Consider the following 12609-nt stretch of genomic DNA (forward strand, 5'->3'; position numbering starts at 1 on the left):
TTGCTCAGCAGAATGGAGGCAGGGATGAAACGGAGGCTTCTCGGCATGCTGGCGACCGCCATGGCGGCGGCGCTGTGGTTCCCTGCCCCGGATGCCAGAGCCGAGGAGGCCGAGGTCGATGTGGCCCTGGTTCTGGCGGTCGACGTCTCGCGCTCGATGGACCCCGACGAGCAGGAGCTCCAGCGCCAGGGCTTCATGGATGCCTTCCATTCACCTGTGGTGCACGACGCCATCCGCAACGGCATGCTGGGGCGGATCATCGTGACCTACATGGAATGGTCCGGCGTCGAGCACCAGAACGTCATCGTGCCCTGGACCATCATCGACGGCCCCGAGAGCGCCGTGAAATTCGCCGAGGGTCTCAGGGACAATCCGATCGGCCGCCTGCGGCGGACCTCGATTTCCGGCGCGATCGATTTCGGCGTGAAGCTGCTCGATCAGACCGGCGTCGAGCCGGTCCGCCGGGTCATCGACGTCTCGGGCGACGGGCCCAACAGCAGCGGGCGCGGCGTGATCGCGGCGCGTGACGAGGCCGTGGCCAAGGGCATCACCATCAACGGGCTTCCCATCATGCTAAAGCGCCCGAGCGGCTTCGGCGACATGGAGCATCTCGATCTCTACTACAAGAGCTGCGTGATCGGCGGAGAAGGAGCCTTCCTGGTCCCGGTGCGCGAGCGGCAGCATTTCGCCGACGCGATCCGGACCAAGATCATCCGCGAGATCGCTGCCCTGCCGGCGCCCGCGGAGGCACTGATCCGGAAGGTTCAGGCGGACCCGCCCGTCAACTGCCAGGACGGCGACCGCTGGAACCGGTGGGATCGCTGGGACCGCAATTGAGGTGCCTTCCTATTCCAGGGTGATGCCGGCCGTTTTGATGACCGTATCCCACTTGGCGCCCTCCTCCCGCATATAGGCCGCCATCTCGGCGGGCGAGCTCTGCAGCACGTCGATGCCGGCCGCAACGAGCTTGGCGCGGATCTCCGGATTGGCGACCACTCGCCGATAGGTCTCGTTGAGCTTCGCGACGATCTCGGGCGGCGTCCCGGCCGGCGCGACGAAGCCCTGCCAGGCCCAGGCCTCGAAGCCTTGATGATGGGCCGCCACCGGCGCCACGCCCGGCAGGCCGGCGAATTCCTGCGGCGATGCCACGGCCACCGCCCGGATCGGCCCCGAGATCTGCGAGCGGGCGGTGGTGAAATCGATGAACATCATGTCGACCTGCCCGGCCACGAGGTCCTGCACGGCCGGTGCCGCGCCGCGATAGGGCACGTGGGTCAGCTTGATCCCCGTCCCCTGCGAGAGCAGCTCCGTGGCGAGGTGAAACGGGCTCCCTAAGCCCGGCGTCGCATAGTTGATGCGACCGGGCGTCTTCTTCGCCTCCGCCACGATCTCCTGGACGGAGGTCACCGGCAGCTTGTTCGTATTGACGAGGAGCACGAGGGCGAAGCGCCCGGTCAGCGAGATCGGGCTGAAATCCTTGTAAGGATCGAAGGAGATCTTGCGGTAGAGGGTGCGGTTCGTGGCGAAGGTCGCCGTGTCGCCCAAGAGCAGCGTGTAGCCGTCGGGCTCGGCGCGCGCGGCCGCCTCGGCTCCGATATTGGTGCCGGCGCCGGGCCGGTTCTCGATGACGAATTGCTGCCCGAGCTGCTCGCCCATGGCGCCGAAGACGAGACGCGCGAAGAAATCCGTTCCGCCGCCGGCCGCATAGGGAACGATCACCTTGACCGGTCGCGTCGGATAGGCGGCTTGGGCAAAGGCTCCCCATGGCGCCAGGGCCGATGCCGCTGAAGCGGCGGCCAGGGACGTGAGAAGGCTGCGACGCGTCTGGCTCATGGCGTTCTCCCGGACATCGGTCCGTATGGTTTTGGCGTCCGGCAGCAGATAGCGGGGCGGAGCACACGGACCAGAGTCGAATAGGCGAACCTTCCCGATTTTACCGCCAGGCCTGAAACATGAGCGCCATTCCCTGCATTCTCTCGTGGAGCAACCCGAGGCTTTGCAGAACAGAAGAGATGAATGGGCGAGAATAAGAAGGCCGAAGATGACCTCGTCGATGCCGGCTCGGAATATTCCTTCCCGGCCAGCGATCCGCCCTCCTACATGGGCGGCTCGGCCGTTGCAGGTCCTCCGCCGCAGAAGGAACCGCCGCGGGAGCCCGTCAGCAAGACCGTCTCGAATCCCGAGGAGGTGAAGCCGGCAGGCGACGCGCTCCCCGTCACCGGCCCGGCTCAAGCCGAGAACGCTTCGAAGAAGCCCTCCGGCAACGATCCCTGACCTCCTTTTCGAACTCTGGCACATCCGCTGGCAGGATGTGCCAGAGCTTTCGAAAGAATGTTCCACCCGGCTGCCAGACCTTCATGCTGCCTTCATCTTGGCAGTGGCATCTGCCTTGAGCGACCCTAAAATGGTTGCGATCCCGAACGGGATCGCTGAAGGACCGAGAACAGGCTCGAGAGAGCGCTCAAGGAAGTGATCTGCACCGATGGCGACCACCCGCATCCCGACGACACCGTTTTCCGACCAGCGCCCCGGCACCTCCGGCCTGCGCAAGAAGGTCACCGTCTTCCAGAAGCCCCGGTATGTTGAGAACTTCGTCCAGTCGATCTTCGACACCGTCGACGGCAAGGAAGGCGCGACCCTGGTGATCGGCGGAGACGGACGCTTCTTCAACGATTCCGTGGCCCAGATCGCGATCAGGATGGCGGCTGCGAACGGCTTCGGCCGCGTTCTCGTCGGCCAGAAGGGATTGCTGTCCACGCCGGCCGCCTCCTGCGTGATCCGCAAGCACAAGGCCATCGGCGGCCTCGTGCTCTCGGCCAGCCACAATCCCGGCGGACCTGACGGCGATTTCGGCATCAAGTTCAACATGTCCCATGGCGGACCGGCGCCGGAATCCTTCACGGAGGCGGTGTTCAAGCGCGCGAGCGAGCTTGCCGAATACAAGATCGTCGATGCGCCTGACATCGATCTCGGCCGCATCGGAGAAACCAAGGTCGGCGACATGGCGGTCGAGGTGATCGACCCCGTCGCGGATTATGCCGAGCTGATGGAGCAGCTGATCGATTTCGACGAGGTCGCCGAGCTGTTCCGCTCCGGTTTCCGCATGCGCTTCGATGCGTTGAGCGCCATCACCGGCCCCTATGCCAAGACGATCCTCGAAGAGCGTCTCGGCGCACCGGCGGGCACGGTCGTGAACGCGGAGCCGAAGCCGGATTTCGGCGGCCATCATCCCGATCCGAACCCCGTCCATGCCCATGACCTCATGGAGCTGATGTACGGTCCCGATGCGCCCGATTTCGGCGCGGCCTCAGACGGCGACGGCGACCGCAACATGATCGTGGCGAAAGGGCTTTTCGTGACGCCGAGCGACAGCCTCGCCATCCTCACGAGCCACGCCCATCTGGCACCGGGCTATGCCAAGGGCCTCGCCGGCGTGGCGCGCTCGATGCCGACGAGCCGTGCCGCCGACCGGGTCGCGGAGAAGCTCGGCATCAATTGCTTCGAGACGCCCACGGGCTGGAAGTTCTTCGCCAACCTGCTCGATGCGGGCCTGATCACGCTCTGCGGCGAGGAGAGCGCGGGCACGGGCTCGAACCATATCCGCGAGAAGGACGGCCTCTGGGCCGTGCTCCTCTGGCTCAACATCCTCGCCGTCACGAAGAAGCCCGCCGATCAAATCGTGCGCGAGCATTGGGCCAGTTTCGGGCGCGACTACTACACGCGCCACGATTACGAGGAGCTCGAGACGGCACCGGCTAACGCGCTGATGGACGCCCTGCGCGCCAAGCTTCCCACCCTGCCCGGCCAGCGTTTCGGCGGGCTCACGGTCAAGGCCTGCGACGACTTCGCCTATACGGATCCGGTCGACCAATCGGTGACGCCGAAGCAGGGCATCCGCATTCTCTTCGAGGAGGATGCGCGCGCCGTGTTCCGCCTGTCGGGAACCGGCACCTCGGGCGCGACGCTCAGGGTCTATCTCGAGCGCTTCGAGCCGAATGCGGACCGGCACGACCTGCCGACCGCCGATGTGCTGGCGCCGGTCGTGCAGGCGGCAAACGAGATCGCGGAGATTGCCGCCCGCACCGGGCGCGGCGAGCCGAGCGTCGTGACCTGATTCCTGACGCTCAGTAGATCGCCCAGAGCCCCGGCGTCGCCAACTCCAGCAGATGGCCGTCCGGATCCCGGAAGTAGAGGCTGGTCCCGCCCCGGGACCAGGTCGTCCTGCTCTCGATGGCGATCCCGCGCGTCGTCAGCAGCGCCTCCCAATCGGCCAGCTCCTCCGCCGATACGGCGAAGCCGATATGCAGCGGCCCCTGCCCGTCATGGGGCGGGATCGTCCCGCCCGGCGTCGGCATCGGCTCGTTCGAGCCGCCGCGCAGGAAGAGAAGCAGCACGCTTTTCCCGCCCACATCGAAAGCGCACATGCGCTGGTTGCCGAACAGAAGCGGCAGGCCGAGGTCGCTCTCGTAGAAGGCCTTGGCACGAGGCAGGTCGTCCACATAAAGCGCGGTTTCGAGAACGGCGTTCAGCTTGGGCATCGCAACAGGCATTCCTCCTGCCTCCATTTTGTCCTCCGGTCCCGGTCCCGCGTCCAGCTATCCTTAAATTCCCTGGCATTTCGGGAGGCGAAAAATTGGGCAACGATGCTGACCTTTTGATCTTGAAGGCCGCTGCCCCACACCTTATCTATTGCATTGCAACACGGCGATTGGCGTCGCTGCGTTGCTGCCCTTCTTGGGCGTTTCCTCCCTAAACTTCGGGCCGTTGGCAACAACGGCCTTTTTTCTTGCCTGCCACTCCGACCCCGGCTGGCAGGAACATCTCGGAACGCCCGGTGGTTTCCCCTCAACGCATTGCTGAGCCGATGTTCTGGCGGAGCCCGGGAGAGTTCTCATGTCCACCCGTTCTGACGACCGCGATAGCAGCGATATCCCGCCGGCTTACACGATCAAGCCGGTGGACGCGCCGCCCATGAACGCAGGCTCCACGACCGCGCAGCTGAAGGGCGACATCGACAGCGGCCGCACCGGGGATAAGAACGATATGCTCGACCCCGGCCTTTCACCGCTGGGCACCGACGACGAGGCTGCGGGGACGCCGCCGAGTCCGGAACGGATCGACCTTGCCCGGCACCAGGAAGCGTCCACACGCTGGCAAGGCGGAGCCGAGACCGATAGCTATGCCCACCGCAACTCCCACAAGGCCCTTTATGCCTATGTCGGCTTCATCGGCCTCGTCCTGGTGCTGTTCGTCGGCGCCTTCTCGATGTTCTGAGCTGTTCAGGTCCGCGACACGACGCTGTCGCGGATGACGAGCTCCGTGTCCAGCCTGATCCTCTTGGGCGTCGGGCGACCCTGCAGCAGATCGATGAGGACGGTCGCAGCCGCCTGCCCCAGTTCGCGCCGCGGCTGATGGATCGTGGTCAGGGCCGGCTCCGCCACTGCCGCGAACTCGATATCGTCGAAACCGGCAACGGAGATATCGTCGGGCACGCGCAGCCCGGCGGAGAAAAGGGTGCGCATGAGGCCGATGGCCATCTCGTCGCTGGTGCAGAAGACGGCGCTCGGACGGCTGGATCGCGCCAGCAGATTCTGACCGGCCGTAACGCCGGATGCGACCGTGTAATCCCCCGGAATGACCAGGTCGGGATCGAACGGCAGGCCGGCAGCCTCCAGCCCGTCCTTGAAGCCCTGAAAGCGCTCGCGCTCCAGGATATTGATGGCGGGGCCACTCACATAGGCGATGCTGCGGTGCCCCTGGGAGGCCAGATGCCGCGTCATCCGCGCTGCGGCAGCCCGGTTGTCGATCTCGATCTGCGGAATGTCGGCACCCGGGATCGCCTCGCAGAGCGCGACGAGCGGGATCGTGATCCTGGCGGGCTTGCCCTCCCCTTCGCGGGTCTGACCGAACAGGTGGCCGTTGAGGAGAATGGCGCCGTCCACGCGCCCCGCCGCGGTGAAGGCCGCGAAATGCGCCTCCTTTTCGGGCGAGCCATCGAGATCGCTGATGATCATGCCGTAGCCGGCCTCGAAGAGGGTTTCCTCGATGCCGCGCAGGATCTTGGAAAAGAACGTGTTCGCGAGATCCGGCAGGACCACCAGCACCATGCCGGTTTTCTGCGAGCGCAGGCTGCGCGCAGCGAGATTCGGCACATAGCCCGTCTTGGCGATGGCCTCCTGTACCCTCGCCCGCGCTTCGGGCGAGACGCGCTCCGGCGTGGCAAGAGCACGGCTGACGGTAGCGGTCGAGACTTCGGCGAGCTTCGCGACATCCTGAATGCGGGCGGCGCGGAGTGAAACGCCCTCCTGCTCCGATCTGTCTCCCTGCCCGGCCTCGTCCATGGATCTCCCCCTACGATGGTTCTGTTTGACAGAAGCCGCCGTTTCGGTAAAGTTTCATGTAAACGATTACATGGGCCTTCTTCGCAGGTGTCGAGGGCTTTTAAGGCGCAAAGGTCCCGAAAGAGGACAGGCCGCAAGCAGGAGGAAACGAATGCCAGCTCACGCCTCTTCCAGCTGAACGTCACCGGCACAGTCTCGCCGGCCACCTCCTTCGCCCAAGCGGGCGTGAGCGATGTCGCTCATCCGGAGCAGTTCATGGAATCCGTTCTTCGCGCAGAGAGCATCTCCAAGTCCTTCGGGCCCATCGAGGTCCTGAGCGGGATTTCGCTCGACCTGAAGCCCGGTGAGGTGCATGCGGTCATCGGGGAGAACGGCGCCGGCAAGTCGACCCTGATGCGCATCCTCTCGGGCCATCTCGCGCCCACAAAAGGCAATCTTCATCTGAACGGCCGGCCGGTCACGTTCTCGGGGCCGGTTGCTGCGGAAAGCCAGGGCATCGTTCTCGTTCACCAGGAGATCCTGCTCGCCCCCGACCTGACGGTGGCGCAAAATCTCTTTCTCGGGCGCGAGATCCGGCGCTTCGGCTTCGTCGACGACGCGACCATGCGCGAGCGGGCGCGCGCCATCCTGCGTGAGCTCGGCACCGGCATCGACCCGGACCGGCAGGTCAGCCGCCTCTCCATCGCTGACCGGCAGCTCGTGCAGATCGCTCGCGCCCTGCTGGTGCCGCATAAGGTCGTCGCGTTCGACGAGCCGACGGCCGTTCTCACGCCCATCGAGGCCGAGAGCCTGTTCGAGATCATCCGCAAGCTGCGCGCCCAGGGCGTCGCCGTCCTCTACATCTCCCACCGCCTGAACGAGGTGAAGGCGATCGCCGATCGCGTCACGGTTTTGCGCGACGGACGCCATATCGCGACCCGCGACATCGAAGGCCTGGAGCCGCTCGAGATGGCCCGCCTCATGGTCGGGCGCGACATGTCCAAGCTCTATCCGGAAAAGCCGGAGACAGCCTCCGACCAAGTGCTTCTGAGCGTGCGCGACATGGTCGTGCCGGGCTTCGTGGAGAATGCTTCCTTCAGCCTGCATCTCGGCGAGATCCTCGGCTTCGGCGGCCTGATCGGTGCCGGCCGCACCGAGCTGTTCGAGGGAATCGTCGGGCTTCGCCCGGGCCATGGCACGATCGCCCTCGACGGCAAGCAGGTTCATTTCCGCGACGCCCGCGAGGCGATGGCTTCCGGCATCGTCTATCTCTCCGAAGACCGGAAGGGCAAAGGCCTGCTGCTGCAGCAGAACCTGCGCGTCAACCTGTCCCTGGCGGCGCTGGAGAAGTTCACCCGCGGATCGTTCATCGACGGGGCCGCCGAGGAGCAGGCGCTCGACAAGGCGATCAAGGATTTCGACATCCGCACCCGGCGCCGCGATCTGCTGGCGGGGCAACTCTCCGGCGGCAACCAGCAGAAGCTCCTGCTCGCCAAGATGATGCTGGTGGAGCCACGCATCGTCATCATCGACGAGCCGACGCGCGGCGTCGATATCGGCACCAAGGAGCAGATCTACCGCTTCATCGCCTCGCTCGCCGCGGAAGGCCGCGCCGTCGTGGTCATCTCCTCCGAGATGCAGGAGCTGATCGGGCTGTGCCACCGGGTCGTGGTGATGCGCAACGGGCGCGTCGCGGGCGAGGTCGCTCAAGGCGACCTGTCCGAGGATTCCATCGTCTATCTCGCCACAGGCGTTCATGAAGAAAGGGCGGCGGAAATCGCCGCAGGCCACGCATGACCGAAACCGTGCTTCGCACCGGCGCCGAGAAGCGCCGCTTCACCATCGACATGCGGGCGCTCGCGCCCTTCATCGCGCTGATCGTGCTCGTGATCGCAGGCGCACTGATCAATCCCGACTTCCTGACCGCGTCGAACCTGCTCAACGTGGTGACGCGCTCGGCCTTCATAGCCATCATCGCGGTCGGCGCCACCTTCGTCATCGCCGGCGGCGGGCTCGATCTGTCGGTCGGCTCCATGGCGGCGCTGACGGCCGGCGTCATGATCCTGACCCTGAACAATCTCGGCGGGGGCGACCTGGGGACGCTTGCCATCGGCATGCTCGCCGCCATCGCGCTGAGCGCCGCCTGCGGATTGGCGAACGGCCTCATCGTCACCTTCGGACGCATCGAGCCCTTCATCGTGACGCTCGGCACCATGGGTATCTTCCGCTCGCTCGTGATCTGGCTCGCGGCAGGCGGCACCATCACCATGCGCAATTTCGATCTGCGTGAGATGTATCGCCCGGTCTATTTCGGCAGCATCTTCGGCGTTCCGATCCCGATCATCGCATTTCTCGTCGTCGCCGCCATCGGTGCGCTGATCCTCTACCGCACCTCCTTCGGCCGCCACGTGGTGGCGCTCGGCTCCAACGAGGATGTGGCGCGCTATTCCGGCGTGCCGATCTGGCGCGTGCGCACGCTCACTTACATCATCCAGGGCATCTGCGTCGGCATCGCGGTGCTGGTCTATGTGCCGCGCCTCGGCTCGGCTACCCCGACGACGGGCCTCCTGTGGGAATTGCAGGCCATCACGGCCGTGGTCATCGGCGGCACGGCGCTTCGGGGCGGCATCGGCCGCGTCTGGGGCACGGTGGTCGGCGCGGTGATCCTCGAACTCGTCGCCAACATCATGGTGCTGTCGAACTTCGTCTCCGAATTTCTCGTGGGCGCGGTTCAGGGTGCCATCATCATTATCGCCATGCTCGTGCAGCGGTCAGTCCACCGCGGGCGATGAAACCGGGCTTAAGCCCACCGGACAAGGGACAAAGGGCTTAGAACAACTCTTCAGGGAGGAATGACATGAAAGCAACGGTACTGAAGATCGCAATGGCAGCAGGCCTGATGGCCGGCGTCGCCACCGGCGCGATGGCCCAGCAGAAGAACGTGACGATCGGCGTCTCGATCCCGGCCGCGACCCATGGCTGGACCGGCGGCGTCGTCTATCACGCCCAGGAGACGGCCAAGCAGCTCGAAAAGACCTATCCCGGCATCAAGGTCGTGGTGAAGACCTCGCCCGACGGCGCATCGCAGGCGAACGCGCTCGATGATCTCACCTCGCAGAAGGTCGATGCGCTGGTGGTCCTGCCCTTCAACTCGGATGAGCTGACGAACCCCGTCCGCGAGATCAAGAAGCGCGGCACCTTCATCACGGTGGTCGACCGCGGCCTCAAGGATCCGTCGATCCAGGACATCTATGTGGCCGGCAACAACCCCGAGTTCGGCCGCGTGGCCGGCAAGTACTTCGTCGACAACCTGAAGCAGGGCAATGTGGTGGTCTTCCGCGGCATTCCCACGGTGATCGACGAGGAGCGCGTAACGAACTTCGAGAAGGCTCTCGAAGGCTCGGGCGTGAAGGTGATCGACAAGCAATATGCCAACTGGAACCGCGACGATGCCTTCAAGGTGATGCAGGACTACCTCGCCAAGCATCCGAAGATCGACGCGGTCTGGGCCTCCGACGACGACATGGCGCTCGGCATCATGGAAGCCATCCGTCAGGGCAAGCGCGAGGACATCAAGTTCGTCCTCGGCGGCGCCGGCATGAAGGACATGATCAAGAAGGTGATGGACGGCGACAAGATGATCCCCGCCGACGTGTCCTATCCGCCGTCGATGATCGCCACCGCCATGGTCGTCACCGCGGCGAACTTCTACACCAGCGCCCCGATGCGCGGCACCTACGTGCTCAACGCCCAGCTGATCACGAAGGACAACGCCAAGGATCACTACTTCCCGAACTCGCCGTTCTAAGCGGCGCACCTCTTCCCTCCCCCTTGCGGGGAGGGATTGAGGGTGGGGATCGCAAAGTCAGAGCGCTTTACTCCACTTTTGAACACGGTGGGTTCATACAGAACCTAACTTTCTTAGCAGCCACCCGGTCGCGCCACCCCCACCCCTGCCCCTCCCCGCAAGGGGGAGGGGAATACCAGGAGTTCACCCATGAAGACCATGAAGGGCCCCGGCCTTTTCCTTGCGCAGTTCGCAGGCGACGAGGCTCCGTTCAACTCGCTCGACGCGATCTGCCGCTGGGCGGCCTCCCTCGGCTACAAGGGTGTCCAGATTCCCACCTGGGACGCCCGCCTCATCGACCTCAAGAAGGCCGCGGATTCAGGCGCCTATTGCGACGAGATTGCCGGAATCGTGCACTCGCACGGCATGGAGATCACCGAGCTCTCGACGCATCTTCAGGGCCAGCTCGTCGCCGTGCATCCAGCCTATGACGAGGCCTTCGACGGATTTGCAGCACCGGAGGTGCGCGGCAATTCGAAGGCGCGGCAGGAATGGGCGGTGAGCCAGATGCTGATGGCGGCGAAAGCCTCGAAGCGCCTCGGGCTCAACGCCAGCGTCACCTTCTCCGGCGCGCTCGCATGGCCGTTCATGTATCCCTGGCCGCAGCGTCCGGCCGGCCTCGTCGAGACGGCCTTCGAGGAGCTGGGACGCCGGTGGACGCCGATCCTCGATGCCTATGAGGATGCGGGCTGCGACGTCTGCTACGAGATCCATCCCGGCGAGGATATCCACGACGGCGCCACCTTCGAGCGCTTCGTCGATGCGGTCGGCGGCCACAAGCGCGCCTGCATCAATTACGATCCGAGCCACTTCCTGCTGCAGCAGCTCGACTATGTCGCCTTCATCGATCTCTATCATGAGCGCATCAAGGCCTTCCACGCCAAGGACGCGGAGTTCAACCCGAGCGGCCGCGTCGGCGTCTATGGCGGATACGAGAGCTGGATCGAGCGCGCCGGCCGCTTCCGTTCGCTCGGCGACGGGCAGGTCGATTTCAACGCCATCTTCTCGAAGCTCGCGCAGTACGATTACGATTCCTGGGCCGTGCTCGAATGGGAATGCGCGCTCAAGCATCCGGAGGACGGCGCGCGCGAAGGTGCAGAGTTCATCAAGGCCAACATCATCCGCGTGACGGAAAAGGCCTTCGACGATTTCGCCGCCGGCGGAACGGACGAGGCCGCCAACCGCCGCATGCTCGGCATCGATGCATAAGCGACAAGGGGCGACACATGACGATTGCAGGATCACCGGACCAGAAGCTGAACCGCCGCCTACGTCTCGGCATGGTCGGCGGCGGGCGCGGCGCCTTCATCGGCGCGGTGCACCGCATCGCGGCCCGTCTCGACGACCGCTGGGAGCTTGTGGCGGGCGCCCTCTCCTCCGACCCGGAGCGGGCCAGGGCGTCCGGCGAGGATCTGCTCCTGAAGCCGGACCGCATCTATGGCGATTACAACGAGATGGCGCGCCGCGAACGCCGGCTGAAGGACGGCATCGACGCGGTCGCCATCGTCACGCCGAACCACGCCCATGCCGCAGCCGCCCGCGCCTTCCTGAAGGCCGGCATCCATGTGATCTGCGACAAGCCGCTGACGACCACGCGGCGCGAGGCCGATCAGCTCGCGAAGCTTGCCCGTGAATCGGGCCTGATCTTCGCGGTCACGCACAATTACACCGGCTATCCCATGGTGCGGCAGGCGCGCGCCATGGTGAAGGCGGGCGAACTCGGGGCCATCCGCGTCGTGCAGGTGGAATACGCGCAGGACTGGCTCGCCACCCGCGTCGAGGAGACTGGCAGCAAGCAGGCCGAATGGCGCACGGATCCGGCCCGCTCCGGCCCCGCCGGCGCGGTCGGCGACATCGGCACCCATGCCTTCAACCTCGCCGAGTTCATCGTCGGCGACGAGGTCGCCTCCCTCTCGGCGGAACTCCACACCTTCGTGGAAGGGCGCCGCCTCGACGACAATGCGCATATGATGCTGCGCTTCACTTCCGGCGCGAAGGGCATGCTCTGGTGCAGCCAGGTGGCATCCGGCATCGAGAACGGCCTGCGTATCCGCATCTACGGCGAGAAGGCGGGTCTCGAATGGTGTCAGGAGAACCCGAATTACCTGACCTTCTTGCCTCTCGGCGAGCCGCCGCGCACGATCCGCCGCAACGGCTCCGGCGCCGACGAGGCTTCTCGCGCCGCATCGCGCATCCCGGGCGGACATCCGGAAGGCTATCTCGAGGGCTTCGCCCAGCTCTACACCGATGTGGCCGAGCAGATCGCGGCCCGGATCGAGAAGCGCGATCCCAATCCCTTCGCGCTTCAGGTGCCGACCGTCGACCACGGCGTGCGCGGCGTGCGCTTCATCGAAGCGGCGGTGCGCTCCTCGCAGCGCAAGGCCGCCTGGGTCGATCTGTAGACACTGCGAAAGCCCTGCCCCATCCGCAGGGCTTTCGCGC

Annotated in this window: 12 protein-coding genes; 9 read left to right on the forward strand and 3 right to left on the reverse strand. The window is 65.4% G+C overall.

Annotated elements, in window-relative coordinates:
• Positions 1 to 24 precede the first annotated feature (24 nt).
• A complete protein-coding gene (locus BB934_RS10460) occupies positions 25 to 837 on the forward strand; it encodes a DUF1194 domain-containing protein (protein ID WP_237050244.1) in 813 nt (270 codons plus the stop codon).
• Positions 838 to 846: 9 nt separating this feature from the next.
• On the opposite strand, the gene BB934_RS10465 is transcribed toward BB934_RS10460, so the two are convergent.
• Positions 847 to 1833 carry a Bug family tripartite tricarboxylate transporter substrate binding protein gene (locus BB934_RS10465; protein ID WP_099509574.1) on the reverse strand — a complete coding sequence of 329 codons (987 nt, stop codon included), beginning with the start codon at positions 1831 to 1833 and terminating at the stop codon, positions 847 to 849.
• 183 nt (positions 1834 to 2016) lie between these two features.
• Here BB934_RS10465 and BB934_RS10470 point away from each other — a divergent pair, with 183 nt between their 5' ends.
• Both BB934_RS10470 and BB934_RS10475 read left to right on the forward strand, forming a co-directional pair.
• On the forward strand, positions 2017 to 2274 hold the full coding sequence (locus BB934_RS10470; RefSeq protein ID WP_099509575.1) for a hypothetical protein: 258 nt from the start codon (positions 2017 to 2019) through the stop codon (positions 2272 to 2274).
• 208 nt (positions 2275 to 2482) lie between these two features.
• The gene (locus BB934_RS10475; RefSeq protein ID WP_099509576.1) at positions 2483 to 4114 is read left to right on the forward strand and encodes an alpha-D-glucose phosphate-specific phosphoglucomutase; all 1632 of its coding nucleotides are present in this window, start codon (positions 2483 to 2485) and stop codon (positions 4112 to 4114) included.
• A 10-nt stretch (positions 4115 to 4124) separates the two neighbouring features.
• On the opposite strand, the gene BB934_RS10480 is transcribed toward BB934_RS10475, so the two are convergent.
• On the reverse strand, positions 4125 to 4538 hold the full coding sequence (locus BB934_RS10480; RefSeq protein WP_099512733.1) for a VOC family protein: 414 nt from the start codon (positions 4536 to 4538) through the stop codon (positions 4125 to 4127).
• A gap of 355 nt (positions 4539 to 4893) precedes the next feature.
• Here BB934_RS10480 and BB934_RS10485 point away from each other — a divergent pair, with 355 nt between their 5' ends.
• Positions 4894 to 5274, forward strand: a complete 381-nt coding sequence (locus BB934_RS10485) for a hypothetical protein (RefSeq protein ID WP_099509577.1) — start codon at positions 4894 to 4896, stop codon at positions 5272 to 5274.
• 5 nt (positions 5275 to 5279) lie between these two features.
• Here the strand turns inward: BB934_RS10485 and BB934_RS10490 are convergent, their stop codons facing one another.
• Entirely contained in the window at positions 5280 to 6341 is a 1062-nt protein-coding gene (locus BB934_RS10490; RefSeq protein WP_099509578.1) for a LacI family DNA-binding transcriptional regulator, read from the reverse strand.
• A 255-nt stretch (positions 6342 to 6596) separates the two neighbouring features.
• On the opposite strand from BB934_RS10490, the gene BB934_RS10495 reads away from it, so the two are divergent.
• The 5 genes from BB934_RS10495 (at position 6597) to BB934_RS10515 (ending at position 12569) form a co-directional block, all read left to right on the forward strand.
• Positions 6597 to 8117, forward strand: coding sequence for a sugar ABC transporter ATP-binding protein (locus tag BB934_RS10495; protein ID WP_099512734.1), 1521 nt, complete (start codon positions 6597 to 6599; stop codon positions 8115 to 8117).
• Entirely contained in the window at positions 8114 to 9112 is a 999-nt protein-coding gene (locus BB934_RS10500; protein ID WP_099509579.1) for an ABC transporter permease, read from the forward strand. The genes BB934_RS10495 and BB934_RS10500 overlap by 4 nt, the downstream gene beginning before the upstream one ends.
• Positions 9113 to 9177: 65 nt before the next feature.
• Positions 9178 to 10128, forward strand: a complete 951-nt coding sequence (locus BB934_RS10505; protein ID WP_099509580.1) for a substrate-binding domain-containing protein — start codon at positions 9178 to 9180, stop codon at positions 10126 to 10128.
• Between the two features lie 189 nt (positions 10129 to 10317).
• Positions 10318 to 11376 (forward strand): sugar phosphate isomerase/epimerase family protein, encoded by a 1059-nt coding sequence (locus BB934_RS10510; protein WP_099509581.1) that lies wholly within the window; start codon positions 10318 to 10320, stop codon positions 11374 to 11376.
• A gap of 17 nt (positions 11377 to 11393) precedes the next feature.
• A complete protein-coding gene (locus BB934_RS10515; protein WP_099509582.1) occupies positions 11394 to 12569 on the forward strand; it encodes a Gfo/Idh/MocA family protein in 1176 nt (391 codons plus the stop codon).
• Positions 12570 to 12609: the final 40 nt, after the last annotated feature.

Source organism: Microvirga ossetica (genome assembly GCF_002741015.1).
Classification (GTDB): Bacteria; Pseudomonadota; Alphaproteobacteria; order Rhizobiales; family Beijerinckiaceae; genus Microvirga; species Microvirga ossetica.